The organism is Shigella sp. FC1661 (assembly GCF_001712525.1).
Classification (GTDB): Bacteria; Pseudomonadota; Gammaproteobacteria; order Enterobacterales; family Enterobacteriaceae; genus Escherichia; species Escherichia coli.
Genome location: NZ_MDGW01000569.1, coordinates 1 through 20,333 on the forward strand (window position 1 = coordinate 1; position 20,333 = coordinate 20,333).

Here is a 20,333-nt window from a genome sequence, read left to right on the forward strand (position 1 = left end):
TCGGCCTTTGAGGTCGTGGTATGGATGACGGATGGCTGGCCGCTGTATGAATCACGCCTGAAGGGAAAGCTGCACGTTATCAGCAAGCGTTACACTCAGCGCATTGAGCGACATAATCTGAATCTGAGACAACATCTGGCAAGGCTGGGACGGAAGTCACTGTCGTTCTCAAAATCGGTGGAGCTGCATGACAAGGTCATCGGGCATTATCTGAACATAAAACACTATCAGTAAGTTGGAGTCATTACCGGACAAACGGCCCCCGCGCTGTCAGAAGCAAAGTGCACCACCACCACCTGTGCGGCACCGGTGACCTCGGAAAGCTGCGCGTTGGATTTAGGTTCTGCGGAAGCAAAAGCGTGGATTGGTGTTGAAAACCCGCATCGCGCAGACGTATTAACAGAACTGCGTCGCAGCACCGTGGCCCGCGTTTGTACCGGTCGTGCCGGTCCGCGTCCGCGTACCCAGGCGTTGCTGCGTTTCCTGGCCGATCACTCTCGTTCGAAAGATACCGTACTGAAAGAAGTGCCGGAAGAGTGGGTGAAAGCGCAGGGCTTGCTGGAAGTACGCTCCGAAATTAGCGACAAAAATCTCTACCTGACTCGCCCGGATATGGGCCGCGCCTGTGTGCAGAAGCTGTTGAAGCGCTGAAAGCACAGTGTGTTGCTAATCCGGACGTACAGGTCGTTATTTCTGATGGCCTGTCAACTGATGCCATCACCGTGAACTACGAAGAGATCCTGCCGCCGCTGATGGCGGCCTGAAACAGGCCGGGCTGAAAGTCGGCACGCCATTCTTTGTTCGTTATGGTCGCGTGAAGATTGAAGATCAGATCGGTGAGATCCTCGGCGCGAAAGTGGTGATCCTGCTGGTGGGGGAACGTCCGGGGTTGGGTCAGTCAGAAAGCCTCTCCTGTTACGCCGTTTACTCGCCGCGTATGGCGACCACCGTTGAGGCCGATCGCACCTGCATCTCTAACATTCACCAGGGCGGCACGCCGCCGGTTGAAGCCGCAGCCGTCATTGTGGATTTGGCGAAACGTATGCTGGAGCAGAAAGCATCCGGCATCAACATGACCCGATAAGGAGGCATCATGCCAGCTTTAGATTTGATTCGACCGTCGGTAACCGCCATGCGGGTGATTGCCTCCGTTAACGCTGAATTTGCGCGTGAACTAAAATTGCCGCCGCATATTCGTAGCCTCGGGCTGATTTCTGCTGATTCCGATGACGTCACCTACATTGCGGCTGACGAAGCGACCAAGCAGGCGATGGTCGAAGTGGTATATGGCCGCTCGCTGTATGCGGGAGCAGCACACGGACCGTCACCGACTGCCGGTGAAGTGCTGATTATGCTTGGTGGGCCAAACCCGGCGGAAGTGCGTGCTGGTCTGGATGCGATGGTTGCGCATATTGAAAATGGCGCTGCTTTCCAGTGGGCTAATGACGCAGAAAACACCGCATTCCTGGCACATGTAGTTTCGCGTACCGGTTCTTATCTCTCATCAACCGCCGGGATCACGCTTGGCGATCCGATGGCGTATCTGGTGGCACCGCCGCTGGAAGCGACCTACGGCATTGATGCAGCGTTGAAATCTGCCGACGTACAGCTGGTGACCTATGTCCCGCCACCGTCTGAAACCAACTACTCGGCAGCATTTTTAACCGGTAGCCAGGCCGCGTGTAAAGCAGCCTGTAACGCCTTTACCGATGCAGTGCTGGAAATCGCGCGTAATCCAATCCAGCGTGCGTAACGGAGGTTGCCGATGATCAATGCACTGGGATTGCTGGAAGTGGACGGCATGGTCGCCGCGATAGATGCAGCGGATGCCATGCTCAAAGCAGCTAACGTTCGTCTGCTCAGTCACGAAGTGCTTGACCCTGGTCGCTTAACGCTGGTGGTGGAAGGCGATCTGGCGGCGTGTCGTGCGGCGCTGGACGCAGGTTGTGCTGCCGCGATGCGTACCGGGCGTGTCATCAGCCGCAAGGAGATCGGTCGGCCAGACGATGACACCCAGTGGCTGGTTACTGGCTTTAACCGCCAGCCGAAGCAACCCGTAAGGGAACCCGACGCGCCAGTTATCGTCGCGGAATCTGCTGACGAGTTGTTGGCGCTGTTAACATCAGTACGTCAGGGAATGACGGCAGGAGAAGTGGCTGCCCACTTTGGCTGGCCGCTGGAAAAAGCCAGAAATGCGCTCGAACAGCTCTTTTCTGCCGGGACGTTACGTAAACGCAGTAGTCGTTATCGTCTCAAGCCCCATTAACCTGTCGGAGGTGCCGGGTGTCCTACAACACCCGGCATTAACATCATGAAAAAGACCCGTACAGCCAATTTGCACCATCTTTATCATGAACCCTTACCCGAAAACCTGAAGCTCACGCCGAAGGTCGAAGTGGATAATGTTCATCAACGACAGACAACGGATGTCTATGAACATGCTTTAACGATTACCGCCTGGCAGCAGATTTACGATCAGCTGCATCCGGGCAAGTTTCATGGTGAATTTACGGAAATTCTACTCGATGATATTCAGGTTTTTCGTGAATACACCGGTCTGGCGCTGCGTCAGTCGTGCCTGGTCTGGCCGAACTCGTTCTGGTTTGGCATTCCGGCGACGCGCGGTGAGCAGGGATTTATCGGTTCGCAATGTCTGGGAAGCGCGGAAATCGCCACCCGCCCTGGTGGCACTGAATTTGAACTGAGCACGCCGGATGATTACACGATCCTGGGCGTGGTGCTTTCTGAAGATGTCATCACCCGGCAGGCTAACTTTTTGCATAACCCGGATCGGGTATTACATATGCTGCGTAGCCAGTCGGCGCTGGAAGTGAAAGAGCAGCATAAAGCCGCGCTGTGGGGCTTTGTCCAACAGGCGCTGGCGACGTTTTGCGAGAACCCGGAAAATCTCCATCAGCCTGCAGTGCGAAAAGTGCTGGGGGATAATTTGCTAATGGCGATGGGGGCGATGCTGGAAGACGCGCAACCAATGGTGACGGCGGAAAGCATCAGTCATCAGAGTTACCGTAGATTACTTTCCCGCGCCCGTGAATATGTGCTGGAAAATATGTCTGAGCCGGTGACGGTGCTGGACTTGTGTAATCAACTGCATGTCAGTCGCCGCACGCTACAAAACGCGTTTCACGCTATTTTAGGCATTGGCCCAAACGCGTGGCTGAAACGCATTCGCCTGAACGCCGTACGCCGCGAACTGATAAGCCCGTGGTCGCAAAGCACAACGGTAAAAGACGCCGCCATGCAGTGGGGATTCTGGCATCTGGGGCAATTTGTCACGGATTACCAGCAGCTGTTTGCCGAGAAGCCGTCGTTGACGTTGCATCAGCGGATGCGGGAATGGGGGTGAGGGAGTTACACCCAATCCCTGACCTTAATAAACTCACTTAACGCCGCTTCTGGGCTGCCATCTTTTGGCTGATAATCATACTCCCAGCGTACCAGTGGCGGCATTGACATCAGGATCGACTCGGTGCGCCCGCCAGTTTGCAGGCCAAACAGAGTGCCGCGATCCCAGACCAGATTGAACTCGACATAACGACCGCGACGGTAGAGCTGAAAATTGCGCTCGCGCTCGCCGTAGGCCATCGCTTTACGTCGCTCTACAATTGGTAAATAAGCGTCGGTGTAGCCTTTGCCTACCGCCTGCATAAAGGCAAAACAGTGGTCGAAATCTGGCGTGTTCAGATCATCAAAGAACAGCCCGCCAATACCGCGCTGTTCGTTGCGATGTTTGAGGTAGAAGTAATCGTCGCACCACTTTTTGTAACGGGGATAAACGTCTTCACCAAATGGCAGGCACAGGTCACGGGCGGTGCGGTGCCAGTGAATGGCGTCTTCTTCAAAACCATAGAAAGGGGTTAAATCGAAGCCGCCGCCAAACCACCAGACGGGCTCTGCACCCGGTTTTTCGGCAATAAAAAAACGCACATTCGCGTGGCTGGTGGGAACATACGGGTTATGCGGATGCACTACCAGTGAAACGCCCATCGCCTCGAAACTGCGCCCGGCAAGTTCCGGGCGATGAGCGGTGGCGGAAGCAGGCATCGCCTCGCCGTGGACGTGAGAAAAGTTGACGCCTGCCTGTTCGAAAACACCACCATTACGCAACACCCGACTACGCCCGCCGCCGCCAGCTTCGCGCTGCCAACTATCTTCGACAAATTTTGCGCCATCGACGGCGGTCAGCTGCTGACAAATCGTATCCTGAAGGTTGAGCAGAAACTGTTTAACCTGGTGTGCGTCGGGTTTCATAACTTATCGCTTTTTCGAATGTGCTTTCTGGTTGTCGAACCAGTGGAAATAACTGATCACGCCTTCAGCAATCGCTGTGGCGATTTTCTGACGAAACGCCGCCGTGCCTAACAGCCGCTCTTCTTCCGGGTTGGTGATAAACGAGGTTTCCACCAGCACCGAAGGAACCGACGGCGATTTCAACACCACAAACGCGGCTTGTTCGGTGTTGCGGCTGTGCAGTTTATGCACCGGCTTAATCTTTTTCAGAATATGCGAGCCAAGCGTCAGGCTGTTTTTAATAGTATCGGTTTGCACCAGATCAAACAGCACTTGCTGCAATAGGTGATCCTTGTCAGTCGCCTTTTTACCGGCAACTTCATCGGCGCGGTTTTCGCGTTCAGACAGGTATTTCGCCATTGCGCTACTTGCCCCACGGTTAGAGAGGGCAAATACCGAAGCACCGGCAGCTTTCGGGTTGGTAAAGCCATCGGCATGAATTGACATAAACAGATCTGCGCCATGTTTATGGGCGATTTCAACGCGATCGTAAAGTGGGATAAACGTATCGCCAGAACGCGTTAAACGCGCATCAATCCCATGATTACGCAAAATGGAACGGACGTTTTTAGCAATCGCCAGCACCACATGTTTTTCTTTCGAACCGTTGCGTCCGATCGCTCCGGTATCAATTCCGCCGTGGCCTGGATCGAGAACAACGACACGTTTGCCGCCAGATTTTTTGGCTTTCGGCTTGCTGTGTCCGTTGCTGGTTTTTAAAGGTTCGTCTTTGGCGATGGCTTGCGACATTCCTGACAACGTCAGGGCAGCCAAACCGGCTTTCAGCACCTGGCGGCGCGAAGTGAGTGTTTTTAGTGGTTTAAAAGTGCTCATACGGCCTGAGTTGTAATAATAAAGTTCCAGATGTTATATCGTATCGCGTAATCCGTTACGACGGTTTGATGTTGAGAATTGTTTTACTTTTCATTTCAATAGTTGACAACTCCCCATTATGCCACTTTTTCAACCGATTTTCGTCAGATATTGGCTAATTCTACCGTTCACGCCATAATCAGCCTTTTAACCCGCAAAAAGGTAACGAATACCATGGAGATACGCGTATTTCGCCAGGAAGATTTCGAAGAGGTTATCACCCTTTGGGAGCGTTGCGACTTGCTGCGTCCGTGGAACGATCCGGAAATGGACATCGAGCGTAAGATGAACCATGACGTCAGTTTGTTTTTGGTCGCTGAGGTGAACGGTGAAGTGGTCGGAACGGTGATGGGCGGTTATGACGGGCATCGCGGGTCTGCTTATTATCTTGGCGTGCATCCAGAGTTTCGTGGGCGTGGGATTGCCAATGCGTTGCTTAATCGGCTGGAGAAAAAGCTGATTGCTCGTGGCTGCCCGAAAATTCAGATCAATGTGCCGGAAGATAACGACATGGTGCTCGGAATGTATGAACGCCTGGGATATGAACACGCCGACATGCTGAGTCTGGGTAAGCGTTTGATTGAAGATGAAGAGTACTGAGTTCCATCCTGTCCATTATGATGCGCACGGACGCCTGCGTTTACCCTTGCTCTTCTGGCTTGTGCTATTGCTTCAGGCGCGAACCTGGGTGCTGTTTATCATTGCCGGTGCGTCGCGCGAGCAGGGTACTGCGCTGCTAAATCTGTTTTATCCCGATCACGATAATTTCTGGCTGGGGTTGATTCCCGGTATTCCGGCGGTGCTGGCGTTTTTGTTGAGCGGTCGGCGGGCTTCGTTTCCTCGCACCTGGCATGTGCTCTATTTTCTGTTGCTGTTGGCGCAGGTGGTTTTACTTTGCTGGCAACCGTGGCTGTGGCTGAACGGTGAATCCGTTAGCGGTATCGGTCTGGCGCTGGTAGTGGCGGATATTGTGGAGTTAATCTGGCTGCTGACCAATCGACGTTTACGCGCTTGTTTTAATGAAGAAAAAGAATAACGCAGAGGTGCGCTTTGTTTATGCCGGATGCGGCGTGAACGCCTTATCCGGCCTACAAAACATCGAAAATTCAATATATTGCAGGAGAAAGTAGGCCTGATAAGCGTAGCGCATCAGGCAATTTTGTGTTTGTCATCAACCTTTAACGGCACTTTTTGGTGAATTTGCACTCCAAGCAACGTTATTGAATAACCAAAGGAAGTGACATGAAATCGCTGCGTTTAATGTTATGCGCTATGCCGTTGATGCTGACCGGCTGTTCCACGATGTCGTCAGTTAACTGGTCGGCCGCTAACCCGTGGAACTGGTTTGGATCGTCCACCAAAGTGAGCGAGCAGGGCGTGGGTGAATTAACGGCGTCCACACCACTGCAAGAACAAGCCATTGCTGATGCGCTTGATGGCGATTATCGCCTGCGCAGCGGAATGAAAACCGCGAACGGCAACGTGGTGCGCTTTTTTGAAGTGATGAAAGGCGACAACGTGGCGATGGTGATTAACGGCGATCAAGGCACGATCAGTCGCATTGACGTGCTGGATAGCGATATTCCTGCTGACACCGGTGTTAAAATCGGTACACCGTTTAGCGACCTTTACAGCAAAGCATTTGGCAATTGCCAAAAAGCTGATGGTGATGATAATCGTGCCGTCGAATGTAAAGCCGAAGGCAGTCAACATATTAGCTACCAGTTCAGTGGGGAATGGCGTGGTCCTGAAGGGTTAATGCCTTCGGACGATACCCTGAAAAACTGGAAAGTCAGTAAAATTATCTGGCGGCGTTAATTTGCGTCTGAACAAACCGCCGCCGCGAAAAAACACGTAAAATAGCGCTCAACAATGCCACGGATTGCGTGGCATTCTTATTTTCAGGAGGAACAATGTCTCAGGTTCAGAGTGGCATTTTGCCAGAACATTGCCGCGCGGCGATTTGGATCGAAGCCAACGTGAAAGGGGAAGTTGACGCCCTGCGTGCGGCCAGTAAAACATTTGCCGACAAACTGGCAACTTTTGAAGCGAAATTCCCGGACGCGCATCTTGGTGCGGTGGTTGCCTTTGGTAACAACACCTGGCGCGCTCTGAGCGGCGGCGTTGGGGCAGAAGAGCTGAAAGATTTTCCGGGCTACGGTAAAGGCCTTGCGCCGACGACCCAGTTCGATGTGTTGATCCACATTCTTTCTCTGCGTCACGACGTAAACTTCTCTGTCGCTCAGGCGGCGATGGAAGCCTTTGGTGACTGCATTGAAGTGAAAGAAGAGATCCACGGCTTCCGTTGGGTGGAAGAGCGTGACCTGAGCGGCTTTGTTGACGGTACAGAAAACCCGGCGGGTGAAGAGACGCGCCGCGAAGTGGCGGTTATCAAAGACGGCGTGGATGCCGGCGGCAGCTATGTGTTTGTGCAGCGTTGGGAGCACAACCTGAAGCAGCTCAACCGGATGAGCGTTCACGATCAGGAGATGATGATCGGGCGCACCAAAGAGGCCAACGAAGAGATTGACGGCGACGAACGTCCGGAAACCTCTCACCTCACCCGCGTTGATCTGAAAGAAGATGGCAAAGGGCTGAAGATTGTTCGCCAGAGCCTGCCGTACGGCACCGCCAGTGGCACTCACGGTCTGTACTTCTGCGCCTACTGCGCGCGTCTGCATAACATTGAGCAGCAACTGCTGAGCATGTTTGGCGATACCGATGGTAAGCGTGATGCGATGTTGTGTTTCACCAAACCGGTAACCGGCGGCTATTACTTCGCGCCGTCGCTGGACAAGCTGATGGCGCTGTAAGCGTTTCTGATTCTATGATTAAAGGCCAGCCAGTAACAAAACTGACTGGCCTTTTTATTACTTTTGCTTCAACGCCGCATACACCTGATCAACTACCCAACCATAAGTTGCAATCGGTAACTGACCGCTTTCGAACATATTGGGATTTTTTTGTGGATCGGCAACTGGCGAATGGGGCTTGTTGCTTAACATCACAATCGCCATATGATTGACCGGATCGATAACGGTTACTGTCCCGGTCCAGCCAGTGTGACCGTAGGTTTGCGGGCTTGCCAGCGTGCCAAACGTCGGCGTCATGGTGGCATTACCATTCACGCGCCAGCCGAGGCCAAAAGTGGCATCTTCCTTAGAGCTGGTGGTGAACATCTTCACCGTTTCCGCACTGAACAGCTGCACATCGCCATAGCCCCCGCCGTTCAGCATCGTTTGCATTAACACCGCAATATCGCCGGTATTGGAAAACAAACCTGCGTGCCCGGAAACGCCGCCCATCGAATAAAAGGCTTTTTCATCGTGCACCTGACCCCAGAGAGTGGAGGTGCGGATATTCGGGAAATGGATCACGCCATCGCGGGTATTGCCGTTCAATTCCGTGGCGGCAATTTGTTGCGGTTTAAAGCCTTTCAGCAGCGGGTTAAATACCGTATGTGTCAGGCCGAGCGGGCGATAAATCGACTCTTCAACATAGCGGTCAAGCGGCTGACCGGTAACCGACTCGACGATAAATCCAAGCAGCATATAATCGACATCGCTGTAGATATGTTTGCTGCCGGGCTGATATTCCAGCGGCGTGCGCTTGATCATCTCCAGCGTCTGGCCTTTATCCTAGGAATATAACGCGCCCGCGACCGCTTTATTCGGGTATTGCGGATCTGCCGGGAAACCGCCGCTGTGATGCAGCAGGTCAGAAATCCGCAGGGTGTTTTTGCCTTTAATGGTGTCATTTGGACTATCGGCAAACCCCGGAATATATTTCGCAATCCGATCGTCAGGATGCAGTTTGCCTTCGCTCATCAGCTTTTGCAGGGCGAAGTTCGTGGCGTACATTTTGGTGTTTGAGGCCAGGTCATACAGCGTCCCGGTGGTGGCTTTGACAGGCTGTTCCATCAACACGCTGCCATCGTACTTTTTCGCCGCTCCCCAGGCTTTGCGATACACAATCTGATTATCTTTAATGATCAGCAGGTTTACGCCGGGATAACCGGCATCAACTTGCTGGCTAATCCAGCGATCCATCTGGTTAAGCCGTTTGACGTTAAACCCTGCTTTCTCTGGCGAGCTTTCTGTCAGAACAGGGTATTTTGCGGCGCTGACGCTACAACTAACAGCCAGCAGAGAAAGATAGAGCATTGTCCGTTTCATGATATCAGTCCAGATTGACGTTACGGCAGCCAAAGAGCGTGGTGAAAATAAACCCGCAAACCCATGCCACCAGAATCCCGCCAGCATAAACCGCCATGGCCGGAAGGATGCCTTGTGCGGAAGTCATCAGCGGCAGCGCTACCAGACCAGACGGCCCAAAGGCGCTGTTTAAGCCCATCGGCAGACCCCACCAGGCTATCAGGCCGATAAACAAACCGCCCGCCGTACCGCCTAAACAGGCGGTGACAAACGGCTTCATGCGGGGCAGGGTGACACCGTAAATCAGCGGTTCACCAACGCCCAGCAGGCCGGGAATAATCGCCCCGCGTACCTGACTGCGTAGCGCACTGTGCGGTTGCGACCGCCAGTAGAGTGCCAGCGCCGCGCCCACCTGGCCCGCGCCTGCCATTGAAAGGATGGGAAATAAGCTGTTGAATCCCTGGCTGTCCATTAACGCGAGGTAAACAGGAATAAAGCCCTGATGCACGCCAAATACCACGGCGATCAGGAACAGCCCGGCTAAAACCGCACAACCGAACGGATTACTGTTCAGGTGCATAAACAGCCATGACATACCTTCGAATAACCAGCCACCCAGCGGCATAATGATCAGGTACGCAAGCGTAGCGGTGATCAGCAGGGTGATTAACGAGGTCAGCAGCATGTCGAGATCGTCCGGCATAAAGCGGCGCACCATGCCTTCAATGCGGGCGCAGGCCCACGCGGCAATCAGCACGCCGATAATATTGCCGCGCGGATCGATGGGCAGACCAAAGAAATCGTGAAAACCGGCGTAGTAACCGGTGGTTGCAGCGGGGTTATAACCGAGCAAAAAGAGTGCGGCAATAATTGCGCCATTGACGCCCGTGCCGCCAAATGCCTGGGCGGCGTTATAGCCCACCAGAATCACCAGGAAGGTGAACAAACCTTTGCTGAACACCTTCATAAAATTCAGCGCGTCGGGTAGCGTGCCCTGAGCATCTGCCGGAACGTGCATCACCGTGGCAATTAACGTCGCTATCCCCAGCAGCAGACCGGCGGCAATAAAACCGGGGATCAGCGGCGTGAAGATGGTGGCGAATTTGGCGAGAAATTGTTGCACGCCGGAGGTTTGTTTGGCTTTTAACTGACGTTTGTTCTGGGCGGCGATTTCTGCGGCATCCTGTACCGGTGCCTCGCCCAGCAGCTCGCTCATCGCTTTTGCGGCACGATGCGCTTTACCAGGTCCAAAAACGACCTGCACCTGGTCGCTGGTCAAAATGACGCTCTTCACGCCTTCCAGCGTTTTGATATTGGGATCAACCAGTGAACTGTCATGTACACCCAGACGCAGGCGCGTCATACAGTTACCACAACTGGCGATATTTCCCGGTCCGCCGACACGGGTAAGAATGGTGTTCAGAAGTTCACTGCTGATCTCTTTGGCCATGGGTTATTCCTTGTCTAAAACCTGACGAATAAAGCCGCCGTGTTGATCCAGGCGTTTTTTAGCTTCTGCGGCATCGAGATTTTTCAGCACCATCACAATGGCCGTTTTACAGTTGCGCTCGCAGGCAATTAACGCCGCTTCCGCTTGTTCGGCATTACATCCGGTGGCGTTTTTAACGATATTGACCTGGCGCACATGCAGTTTTTCGTTGGTGGCGACCACATCGACCATAAGGTTGCCGAACACTTTGCCGGATTTAATCATCAGCCCGGTGGAAAGCATATTGAGCACCAGTTTCTGCGCTGTACCTGCTTTCATCCGCGAAGAACCGGTAACAACTTCGGCACCTACAATCGGTGTAATGGCAAACTCAGCGGTGGTTGAAACGGCGCTCCCCGGATTACAGGAAATTCCCACTGTGCGGCAGCCGAGCTGGCGTGCGTATTCCAGTCCGGCAATCACATACGGCGTGCGACCGCTGGCAGCAATGCCAACCACCACATCCTGTGCCGTTAAATTAATATTTTTCAGATCATTAACACCGCCTTCCCGGCTATCTTCCGCGCCTTCCACCGCGTGCTGAATGGCATATTCGCCGCCAGCAATCAAACCAACCACCAGACCCGGTTTCACGCCGTAGGTGGGCGGACATTCGCTGGCATCCAGAATCCCCAGACGACCGGATGTTCCCGCACCGAGGTAAATCAGACGCCCGCCGCCGCTTACCTGGGCGTGGATAACATCGATCGCCGCGGCGATATCCGGCAGTACGCGCTCAACGGCAAGCGGTACGGTTTTATCTTCATCGTTGATAATCCGGCACATTTCCAGCGTTGATACGCGGTCAATTTCAGCCGAGGCGGCGTTCGAGCCTTCAGTAATCATCTTTTCAAGTTGCATCGGTGGTGACCTTACTATTTACGATCAAATAATTGCAGATGTATGGAATCATATATCCTGAATTGACAGACTTAAAGGAATCATTGAGTCTACACTCGCAGAGTGTGAAGAGCGTCATAAGAACTTAAGCGGAATTTATGCTGCCAGCCCAGGAGAGTGGAAGATGTTGTACCTGACGAAAATAAGCAATGCGGGGAGTGAATTCACCGAAAACGAGCAAAAAATCGCTGACTTTCTGCAGGCCAACGTGAGTGAGCTGCAATCCGTTTCTTCACGGCAGATGGCGAAACAGCTCGGCATTAGCCAGTCGAGCATAGTGAAATTTGCCCAAAAAATCGGCGCGCAAGGATTTACTGAATTGCGTATGGCGTTAATAGGCGAATACAGTGCCAGCCGGGAGAAAACGAATACCACGGCGCTGCACCTGCACAGTTCGATTACCAGTGATGATTCGCTGGAAGTGATTGCCCGCAAATTGAATCGCGAAAAAGAGCTGGCGCTGGAGCAAACCTGTGCGTTGTTCGACTACGCGCGGCTGCAAAAAATCATTGAGGTCATCAGTAAAGCACCGTTTATCCAGATAACGGGCCTGGGCGGATCGGCGCTGGTGGGGCGCGATCTGTCGTTCAAACTGATGAAAATTGGCTATCGCGTGGCCTGCGAAGCCGACACGCACGTACAAGCCACCGTTTCCCAGGCGTTGAAAAAAGGCGATGTACAAATCGCTATCTCTTACAGCGGCAGTAAAAAAGAGATTGTCTTGTGCGCAGAAGCGGCACGAAAGCAGGGGGCAACGGTGATTGCCATTACTTCTCTGGCTGACTCTCCGCTGCGGCGGCTGGCGCATTTCACGCTCGATACCGTTTCCGGTGAAACCGAATGGCGTAGCTCGTCGATGTCTACCCGCACGGCGCAAAATTCTGTTACCGATTTACTGTTTGTTGGTCTTGTGCAACTCAATGATGTGGCGTCATTGAAAATGATTCAGCGCAGCAGTGAGCTAACACAACGCCTGAAATGATGCATAAAGCAGCGACTGGATTGAGATTTTCCTGAATTAGTGAGCTGATCCGCAGCAATATTTTGTTTATCCTGTATTTTCAGAGGGAATGGAGTGTAACGCTCTGTATTAACAAGGAGAGCATTAAAATGGGTAAACTCACGGGCAAGACAGCACTGATTACGGGCGCATTGCAGGGAATTGGCGAAGGAATTGCCAGAACTTTTGCACGTCATGGCGCGAACCTAATCTTGCTGGATATCTCCCCTGAGATCGAAAAGCTGGCGGACGAACTGTGTGGTCGTGGTCATCGCTGTACGGCGGTTGTCGCCGATGTGCGTGACCCGGCGTCGGTAGCCGCAGCTATCAAACGCGCGAAGGAAAAAGAAGGGCGCATTGATATCCTGGTGAATAACGCAGGCGTTTGTCGTCTGGGCAGTTTCCTCGATATGAGCGATGACGATCGCGATTTCCATATTGATATCAATATTAAAGGCGTATGGAACGTCACGAAGGCGGTGCTGCCGGAGATGATTGCGCGCAAAGATGGTCGCATTGTGATGATGTCTTCAGTCACTGGTGATATGGTGGCCGATCCTGGCGAAACGGCGTACGCCTTAACGAAAGCGGCGATTGTTGGCCTGACAAAATCGCTGGCGGTGGAGTACGCGCAGTCTGGTATTCGCGTTAACGCCATTTGCCCGGGATACGTGCGCACACCAATGGCGGAAAGCATTGCCCGCCAGTCGAACCCGGAAGATCCAGAGTCGGTGCTGACTGAAATGGCGAAAGCAATCCCGATGCGTCGCCTCGCCGATCCGCTGGAAGTCGGCGAACTGGCGGCCTTCCTCGCATCGGATGAATCCAGCTATTTAACTGGTACACAGAATGTGATTGATGGCGGCAGCACACTGCCGGAGACGGTTAGCGTCGGTATCTGATTCACCTCTGTTTCCTCCCTGCATGTGTGGGGAGGATTTCGTCTTGAACCAAGTTCTTATTCCCTTTTTAACTTCCAAATCACCAAACGGTATATAAAACCGTTACTCCTTTCACGTCCGTTATAAATATGATGGCTATTAGAAAGTCATTAAATTTATAAGGGTGCGCAATGGCCGTTAACTTACTGAAAAAGAACTCACTCGCGCTGGTCGCTTCTCTGCTGCTGGCGGGCCATGTACAGGCAACGGAACTGCTGAACAGTTCTTATGACGTCTCCCGCGAGCTGTTTGCCGCCCTGAATCCGCCGTTTGAACAGCAATGGGCAAAAGATAACGGCGGCGACAAACTGACGATAAAACAATCTCATGCCGGGTCATCAAAACAGGTGCTGGCAATTTTGCAGGGCTTAAAAACCGACGTTGTCACTTATAACCAGGTGACCGACGTACAAATTCTGCACGACAAAGGCAAGCTGATCCCGGCTGACTGGCAGTCGCGCCTGCCGAATAATAGCTCGCCGTTCTACTCCACCATGGGCTTCCTGGTGCGTAAGGGCAACCCGAAGAATATCCACGACTGGAACGACCTGGTGCGCTCCGACGTGAAGCTGATTTTCCCGAACCCGAAAACGTCGGGTAACGCGCGTTATACCTATCTGGCGGCATGGGGCGCAGCGGATAAAGCTGACGGTGGCGACAAAGCCAAAACCGAACAGTTTATGACCCAGTTCCTGAAAAACGTTGAAGTGTTCGATACTGGCGGTCGTGGCGCGACCACCACTTTTGCCGAGCGCGGCCTGGGCGATGTACTGATCAGCTTCGAGTCGGAAGTGAACAACATCCGTAAACAGTATGAAGCGCAAGGCTTTGAAGTGGTGATTCCGAAAACCAACATTCTGGCGGAATTCCCGGTGGCGTGGGTCGATAAAAACGTGCAGGCCAACGGTACGGAAAAAGCAGCAAAAGCCTACCTGAACTGGCTCTACAGCCCGCAGGCGCAGACCATCATCACCGACTATTACTACCGCGTAAATAACCCGGAAGTCATGGACAAACTGAAAGATAAATTCCCGCAGACCGAGCTGTTCCGCGTGGAAGACAAATTTGGCTCCTGGCCGGAAGTGATGAAAACCCACTTCACCAGCGGCGGCGAGTTAGACAAGCTGTTAGCGGCGGGGCGTAACTGATGTTTGCAGTTTCATCAAGACGCGTGCTGCCGGGCTTTACCTTAAGCCTCGGCACCAGTCTGCTGTTTGTGTGCCTGATTTTGCTGCTGCCGCTCTCCGCGCTGGTGATGCAGCTGGCTCAGATGAGCTGGGCGCAGTACTGGGAGGTGATCACCAACCCACAAGTGGTCGCGGCCTACAAAGTGACGCTGCTGTCGGCGTTTGTGGCATCGATTTTTAACGGCGTTTTCGGTCTGCTGATGGCGTGGATTTTAACACGTTATCGCTTTCCGGGCCGCACGCTGCTTGATGCGCTGATGGATTTACCCTTTGCGCTGCCAACGGCAGTCGCCGGTTTAACGCTGGCCTCGCTCTTTTCCGTAAACGGTTTTTACGGTGAATGGCTGGCGAAGTTTGATATCAAAGTCACCTATACCTGGCTTGGTATTGCGGTGGCGATGGCCTTTACCAGCATTCCGTTTGTGGTGCGTACCGTGCAGCCGGTGCTGGAAGAGTTAGGCCCAGAATATGAAGAAGCGGCGGAAACGCTTGGTGCAACGCGCTGGCAGAGTTTCTGCAAAGTGGTGCTGCCGGAACTTTCTCCAGCGCTGGTGGCGGGCGTGGCGTTGTCGTTTACCCGTAGTCTTGGTGAGTTTGGCGCGGTGATATTTATCGCCGGGAACATCGCCTGGAAGACGGAAGTGACGTCGCTGATGATTTTTGTGCGCTTGCAGGAGTTTGATTACCCGGCGGCGAGCGCGATTGCTTCGGTGATCCTCGCGGCATCCCTGCTGCTGCTGTTCTCAATTAACACTCTGCAAAGTCGCTTTGGTCGGCGTGTGGTAGGTCATTAATGGCGGAAGTTACCCAATTGAAGCGTTATGACGCGCGCCCGATTAACTGGGGCAAATGGTTTCTGATTGGCATCGGGATGCTGGTATCGGCGTTCATCCTGCTGGTGCCGATGATTTATATCTTCGTACAGGCGTTCAGCAAAGGGCTGATGCCGGTTTTACAGAATCTGGCCGATCCGGACATGCTGCACGCCATTTGGCTGACGGTGATGATTGCGCTGATTGCCGTACCGGTGAACCTGGTGTTCGGCATTCTGCTGGCGTGGCTGGTAACGCGCTTTAACTTCCCCGGACGCCAGTTACTGCTGACGCTACTGGACATTCCGTTTGCCGTATCGCCGGTGGTTGCCGGTCTGGTGTATCTGCTGTTCTACGGCTCTAACGGTCCGCTGGGCGGCTGGCTGGATGAACATAATTTGCAGATTATGTTCTCCTGGCCGGGAATGGTGCTGGTCACCATCTTTGTGACCTGTCCTTTTGTGGTGCGCGAGCTGGTGCCGGTGATGTTAAGCCAGGGCAGCCAGGAAGACGAAGCGGCGATTTTGCTTGGCGCGTCTGGCTGGCAGATGTTCCGTCGCGTCACATTGCCGAACATTCGCTGGGCGCTGCTGTATGGTGTGGTGCTAACCAACGCCCGCGCGATTGGCGAGTTTGGTGCGGTGTCGGTGGTTTCCGGCTCGATTCGCGGCGAAACACTTTCGCTGCCGTTACAGATTGAATTGCTGGAGCAGGACTACAACACCGTCGGCTCCTTTACCGCCGCCGCGCTGTTGACGCTGATGGCGATTATCACCCTGTTTTTAAAGAGTATGTTGCAGTGGCGTCTGGAGAATCAGGAAAAACGCGCGCAGCAGGAGGAGCATCATGAGCATTGAGATTGCCAATATTAAGAAGTCGTTTGGTCGCACCCAGGTGCTGAACGATATCTCACTGGATATTCCTTCTGGTCAGATGGTCGCGCTGCTGGGGCCGTCCGGTTCCGGAAAAACCACGCTGCTGCGCATTATTGCCGGGCTGGAGCATCAAACCAGCGGGCATATTCGCTTCCACGGTACCGACGTGAGCCGCCTGCACGCACGCGATCGTAAAGTCGGTTTCGTGTTCCAGCATTACGCGCTGTTCCGTCATATGACGGTGTTCGACAATATCGCTTTTGGCCTGACGGTGCTGCCACGTCGCGAGCGCCCGAATTCCGCAGCCATCAAAGCGAAAGTGACAAAATTGCTGGAGATGGTCCAGCTTGCGCATCTGGCGGATCGTTATCCGGCACAGCTTTCCGGCGGCCAGAAACAGCGCGTGGCGCTGGCGCGCGCGCTGGCTGTTGAACCGCAAATTCTCCTGCTTGATGAACCGTTTGGCGCGCTGGATGCGCAGGTGCGTAAAGAGCTGCGTCGCTGGCTGCGTCAACTGCATGAAGAGCTGAAATTCACCAGCGTGTTCGTGACCCACGACCAGGAAGAAGCGACCGAAGTAGCTGATCGTGTAGTGGTGATGAGCCTGGGCAATATCGAGCAGGCTGATGCGCCGGACCAGGTATGGCGCGAACCAGCGACCCGATTTGTGCTCGAATTTATGGGCGAAGTGAACCGCCTGCAGGGAACCATTCGCGGCGGGCAGTTCCATGTTGGCGCACATCGCTGGCCGCTGGGGTATACGCCTGCGTATCAGGGGCCGGTGGATCTCTTCCTGCGCCCGTGGGAAGTGGATATCAGCCGCCGTACCAGTCTCGATTCGCCGCTGCCGGTACAGGTACTGGAAGCCAGCCCGAAAGGTCACTACACCCAATTAGTGGTGCAGCCGCTGGGGTGGTACAACGAACCGCTGACGGTCGTGATGCATGGCGACGATGCCCCGCAGCGTGGCGAGCGTTTATTCGTTGGTCTGCAACATGCGTGGCTGTATAACGGCGACGAGCGTATCGAAACCCGAGATGAGGAACTTGCTCTCGCACAAAGCGCCTGATAGGTTGAGTGAATGTTAAACGCCCGGAGGCGCTTCCCGCGATCCGGGCTTTTTAATGGCAAGGTTTGTAACCTGTAGACCTGATAAGACGCGCAAGCGTCGCATCAGGCAACACCACGTATGGATAGAGATCGTGAGTACATTAGAACAAACAATAGGCAATACGCCTCTGGTAAAGTTGCAGCGAATGGGGCCGAATAACGGCAGTGAAGTCTGGTTGAAACTGGAAGGCAATAACCCGGCAGGTTCGGTGAAAGATCGTGCGGCACTTTCGATGATCGTCGAGGCGGAAAAGCGCGGGGAAATTAAACCGGGTGATGTGTTAATCGAAGCCACCAGTGGTAACACCGGCATTGCGCTGGCAATGATTGCCGCGCTTAAAGGCTATCGCATGAAATTGCTGATGCCCGACAACATGAGCCAGGAACGCCGTGCGGCGATGCGTGCTTATGGTGCGGAACTGATTCTTGTCACCAAAGAGCAGGGCATGGAAGGTGCGCGCGATCTGGCGCTGGAGATGGCGAATCGTGGCGAAGGAAAGCTGCTCGATCAGTTCAATAATCCCGATAACCCTTACGCCCATTACACCACTACCGGGCCGGAAATCTGGCAGCAAACCGGCGGGCGCATTACCCATTTTGTCTCCAGCATGGGAACAACCGGCACTATCACCGGCGTTTCACGCTTTATGCGCGAACAATCCAAACCGGTGACCATTGTCGGCCTGCAGCCGGAAGAAGGCAGCAGTATTCCCGGCATTCGCCGCTGGCCTGCGGAATATCTGCCGGGGATTTTCAACGCTTCTCTGGTGGATGAGGTGCTGGATATTCATCAGCGCGATGCGGAAAACACCATGCGCGAACTGGCGGTGCGGGAAGGAATATTCTGTGGCGTCAGCTCAGGCGGCGCGGTTGCTGGAGCACTGCGGGTGGCAAAAGCTAACCCTGGTGCGGTGGTGGTAGCGATCATCTGCGATCGTGGCGATCGCTACCTCTCCACCGGAGTGTTTGGGGAAGAGCATTTTAGCCAGGGGGCGGGGATTTAAGATTATTGCGCAGGCACCGTTTTATCCGTCTGCGCAATTAGCGCATGTAAAAAAGGCTGTGCGTTCTCATCGCTCTTACCGGGGATCTTCACAATATACGGCTTCCCGGTAATCGATGACGACGAAGCAACCTTATCAATAAACTGCTCGGCAGTGTCAATGCGGTTACGGGTATTGCCGAGCTTCAGACGCAGATGAGAAACCGCTTCATCGCAGGTATGTTCATCACCGTTGCGCACAAATATCAAATCCTTTTTCTGTGATAATCCCTCCAGCATGGCGTTGATGCGGGCTTCTTCATGGGCAGTTAACTTCGCGTAAGCGGGGAGTGTCATTAGTAGTGTAATGACCAGACAAATGATTTTCTTCATTGAATTACCTTATCCTTGTTTTGTAATAGCCGATTTGACTGCCAGAATCAGGTAAAGTTTCGGTTGGAATACGATGAGGATCATCGGCAAGGAGAAAAAATTAAATGAGTAGTTTGTTGTTGTTTAACGATAAGAGCAGGGCGCTGCAGGCGGATATCGTCGCCGTGCAGTCGCAGGTGGTTTACGGCAGCGTGGGCAACAGCATTGCCGTGCCTGCTATCAAACAGAACGGTCTGAATGTTTTTGCCGTGCCGACGGTATTGCTGAGCAATACGCCGCATTATGACACTTTCTACGGTGGTGCGATTCCGGATGAATGGTTTAGCGGTTATTTGCGTGCGCTTCAGGAGCATGATGCGCTGCGCCAGCTGCGCGCTGTAACCACGGGCTATATGGGAACGGCATCGCAAATCAAAATCCTTGCCGAGTGGCTGACTGCGCTACGCAAAGACCATCCTGACCTATTGATCATGGTCGATCCGGTGATTGGCGATATTGATAGCGGAATTTATGTCAAACCTGACCTTCCCGAGGCGTATCGACAATATTTACTGCCGCTGGCGCAGGGAATTACCCCCAATATCTTTGAGCTGGAAATCCTGACCGGTAAAAATTGCCGCGATCTCGACAGTGCCATTGCTGCCGCAAAAAGTCTGCTTTCAGACACATTAAAATGGGTGGTGATTACCAGCGCCTCCGGTAATGAAGAAAATCAGGAGATGCAGGTGGTGGTGGTCAGTGCCGACAGCGTGAATGTCATTTCCCATTCACGGGTAAAAACCGACCTGAAAGGGACTGGCGACCTGTTTTGTGCTCAGCTTATCAGTGGTTTGCTGAAAGGGAAGGCGTTAAACGATGCGGTGCACCGTGCGGGGTTGCGCGTACTGGAAGTGATGCGCTACACCCAGCAGCATGAGAGCGATGAATTGATTTTGCCGCCGCTGGCGGAAGCATAAAAAATGGCGCCGATGGGCGTAATGCCAGTCAGTTAAGCAACTGACTGGCTCTTTTTCGGGGCTGTGGGGTATTTCCAGGGCCTCTCCTTTACCACTCTCGGAAGGCCCTTCCCCTTCTCGTCGGTAATTTCACAAGTTGTCCCATACTTGCAAGATCGCGCATCAGCTCCGGTATACGTCCCGGTGAAGCGCCCTGCAATGTCATCAGCATTCTCATCACCATTCCGCATGATTCTGAGAAACTCAGTTGATTCGGCCAGTAACCTTTCAGATGTTCCGCCATTTTAATCATCTGATATCTCACCAGATTATAAGCCAGTAAGACACCCCACAGCTCTTGCTCCACAAGCTCC

At 53.5% G+C, this 20,333-nt stretch carries 21 protein-coding genes and 3 pseudogenes; 17 read left to right on the forward strand and 7 right to left on the reverse strand.

Annotation, left to right across the window (positions count from 1 at the left end):
- The 5 genes and pseudogenes from BFF42_RS22430 to eutR form a co-directional block, all read left to right on the forward strand.
- Nucleotides 1–234: IS1 family transposase (locus BFF42_RS22430; protein WP_001393844.1), on the forward strand; the 234-nt coding region annotated here is incomplete at its 5' end.
- A gap of 9 nt (nt 235–243) precedes the next feature.
- A pseudogene (eutC, locus tag BFF42_RS22435) lies at nt 244–1,084 on the forward strand (ethanolamine ammonia-lyase subunit beta).
- 9 nt (nt 1,085–1,093) lie between these two features.
- Complete coding sequence (gene eutL, locus BFF42_RS22440) at nt 1,094–1,753, forward strand: ethanolamine utilization microcompartment protein EutL (protein WP_001111038.1); 660 nt, start codon at nt 1,094–1,096, stop codon at nt 1,751–1,753.
- A 12-nt stretch (nt 1,754–1,765) separates the two neighbouring features.
- Nucleotides 1,766–2,266 carry an ethanolamine utilization microcompartment protein EutK gene (eutK, locus tag BFF42_RS22445; protein WP_000606257.1) on the forward strand — a complete coding sequence of 167 codons (501 nt, stop codon included), beginning with the start codon at nt 1,766–1,768 and terminating at the stop codon, nt 2,264–2,266.
- Between the two features lie 45 nt (nt 2,267–2,311).
- On the forward strand, nt 2,312–3,364 hold the full coding sequence (eutR, locus tag BFF42_RS22450) for an HTH-type transcriptional regulator EutR (protein ID WP_000753703.1): 1,053 nt from the start codon (nt 2,312–2,314) through the stop codon (nt 3,362–3,364).
- Nucleotides 3,365–3,369: 5 nt separating this feature from the next.
- Here eutR and hemF read toward each other — a convergent pair whose 3' ends face one another.
- On the reverse strand, nt 3,370–4,269 hold the full coding sequence (gene hemF / locus BFF42_RS22455) for an oxygen-dependent coproporphyrinogen oxidase (protein ID WP_039059486.1): 900 nt from the start codon (nt 4,267–4,269) through the stop codon (nt 3,370–3,372).
- Nucleotides 4,270–4,272: 3 nt separating this feature from the next.
- Complete coding sequence (gene amiA, locus BFF42_RS22460) at nt 4,273–5,142, reverse strand: N-acetylmuramoyl-L-alanine amidase AmiA (RefSeq protein ID WP_000102891.1); 870 nt, start codon at nt 5,140–5,142, stop codon at nt 4,273–4,275.
- A gap of 213 nt (nt 5,143–5,355) precedes the next feature.
- Here amiA and BFF42_RS22465 point away from each other — a divergent pair, with 213 nt between their 5' ends.
- The 4 genes from BFF42_RS22465 to yfeX all read left to right on the forward strand — a co-directional run bounded on the left by BFF42_RS22465 (nt 5,356) and on the right by yfeX (nt 7,994).
- Complete coding sequence (locus tag BFF42_RS22465) at nt 5,356–5,781, forward strand: GNAT family acetyltransferase (protein ID WP_000405998.1); 426 nt, start codon at nt 5,356–5,358, stop codon at nt 5,779–5,781.
- Nucleotides 5,768–6,217, forward strand: a complete 450-nt coding sequence (locus BFF42_RS22470; protein WP_012421696.1) for a DUF2919 domain-containing protein — start codon at nt 5,768–5,770, stop codon at nt 6,215–6,217. Before BFF42_RS22465 ends, BFF42_RS22470 begins: the two co-directional genes overlap by 14 nt.
- 206 nt (nt 6,218–6,423) lie before the next feature.
- Complete coding sequence (locus BFF42_RS22475; RefSeq protein WP_000838944.1) at nt 6,424–6,999, forward strand: RpoE-regulated lipoprotein; 576 nt, start codon at nt 6,424–6,426, stop codon at nt 6,997–6,999.
- A gap of 95 nt (nt 7,000–7,094) precedes the next feature.
- A complete protein-coding gene (gene yfeX, locus BFF42_RS22480; protein WP_039060318.1) occupies nt 7,095–7,994 on the forward strand; it encodes a porphyrinogen peroxidase in 900 nt (299 codons plus the stop codon).
- 57 nt (nt 7,995–8,051) lie between these two features.
- Here yfeX and pbp4b read toward each other — a convergent pair.
- From pbp4b to murQ, 3 genes and pseudogenes are all read right to left on the reverse strand, one after another.
- A pseudogene (pbp4b, locus tag BFF42_RS22485) lies at nt 8,052–9,356 on the reverse strand (penicillin binding protein PBP4B).
- 4 nt (nt 9,357–9,360) lie between these two features.
- Nucleotides 9,361–10,785 carry a PTS N-acetylmuramic acid transporter subunit IIBC gene (gene murP, locus BFF42_RS22490; protein WP_001040503.1) on the reverse strand — a complete coding sequence of 475 codons (1,425 nt, stop codon included), beginning with the start codon at nt 10,783–10,785 and terminating at the stop codon, nt 9,361–9,363.
- Between the two features lie 3 nt (nt 10,786–10,788).
- Complete coding sequence (gene murQ / locus BFF42_RS22495) at nt 10,789–11,685, reverse strand: N-acetylmuramic acid 6-phosphate etherase (protein WP_001175620.1); 897 nt, start codon at nt 11,683–11,685, stop codon at nt 10,789–10,791.
- Between the two features lie 163 nt (nt 11,686–11,848).
- Here murQ and murR point away from each other — a divergent pair, with 163 nt between their 5' ends.
- The 7 genes from murR (at nt 11,849) to cysM (ending at nt 18,653) form a co-directional block, all read left to right on the forward strand.
- Nucleotides 11,849–12,706, forward strand: a complete 858-nt coding sequence (gene murR, locus BFF42_RS22500) for an HTH-type transcriptional regulator MurR (RefSeq protein ID WP_146759070.1) — start codon at nt 11,849–11,851, stop codon at nt 12,704–12,706.
- A gap of 128 nt (nt 12,707–12,834) precedes the next feature.
- On the forward strand, nt 12,835–13,626 hold the full coding sequence (ucpA, locus tag BFF42_RS22505) for an SDR family oxidoreductase UcpA (protein ID WP_000517431.1): 792 nt from the start codon (nt 12,835–12,837) through the stop codon (nt 13,624–13,626).
- 170 nt (nt 13,627–13,796) lie between these two features.
- Nucleotides 13,797–14,813 (forward strand): thiosulfate/sulfate ABC transporter substrate-binding protein CysP, encoded by a 1,017-nt coding sequence (cysP, locus tag BFF42_RS22510; RefSeq protein ID WP_000290246.1) that lies wholly within the window; start codon nt 13,797–13,799, stop codon nt 14,811–14,813.
- Nucleotides 14,813–15,646, forward strand: a complete 834-nt coding sequence (cysT, locus tag BFF42_RS22515; RefSeq protein ID WP_000458406.1) for a sulfate/thiosulfate ABC transporter permease CysT — start codon at nt 14,813–14,815, stop codon at nt 15,644–15,646. Before cysP ends, cysT begins: the two co-directional genes overlap by 1 nt.
- Nucleotides 15,646–16,521, forward strand: a complete 876-nt coding sequence (gene cysW / locus BFF42_RS22520; RefSeq protein ID WP_000852686.1) for a sulfate/thiosulfate ABC transporter permease CysW — start codon at nt 15,646–15,648, stop codon at nt 16,519–16,521. Before cysT ends, cysW begins: the two co-directional genes overlap by 1 nt.
- Nucleotides 16,511–17,608, forward strand: coding sequence for a sulfate/thiosulfate ABC transporter ATP-binding protein CysA (cysA, locus tag BFF42_RS22525; protein ID WP_039059484.1), 1,098 nt, complete (start codon nt 16,511–16,513; stop codon nt 17,606–17,608). The genes cysW and cysA overlap by 11 nt, the downstream gene beginning before the upstream one ends.
- Nucleotides 17,609–17,741: 133 nt before the next feature.
- Entirely contained in the window at nt 17,742–18,653 is a 912-nt protein-coding gene (gene cysM / locus BFF42_RS22530; RefSeq protein WP_001295461.1) for a cysteine synthase B, read from the forward strand.
- A gap of 2 nt (nt 18,654–18,655) precedes the next feature.
- Here cysM and BFF42_RS22535 read toward each other — a convergent pair whose 3' ends face one another.
- Nucleotides 18,656–19,024, reverse strand: coding sequence for a YfeK family protein (locus BFF42_RS22535; protein ID WP_000719952.1), 369 nt, complete (start codon nt 19,022–19,024; stop codon nt 18,656–18,658).
- Nucleotides 19,025–19,128: 104 nt separating this feature from the next.
- On the opposite strand from BFF42_RS22535, the gene pdxK reads away from it, so the two are divergent.
- On the forward strand, nt 19,129–19,980 hold the full coding sequence (pdxK, locus tag BFF42_RS22540; protein WP_000096627.1) for a pyridoxine/pyridoxal/pyridoxamine kinase: 852 nt from the start codon (nt 19,129–19,131) through the stop codon (nt 19,978–19,980).
- A gap of 32 nt (nt 19,981–20,012) precedes the next feature.
- Here pdxK and BFF42_RS22545 read toward each other — a convergent pair.
- Nucleotides 20,013–20,333 (reverse strand): annotated as a pseudogene (locus BFF42_RS22545) (IS4 family transposase); the annotation flags it as partial.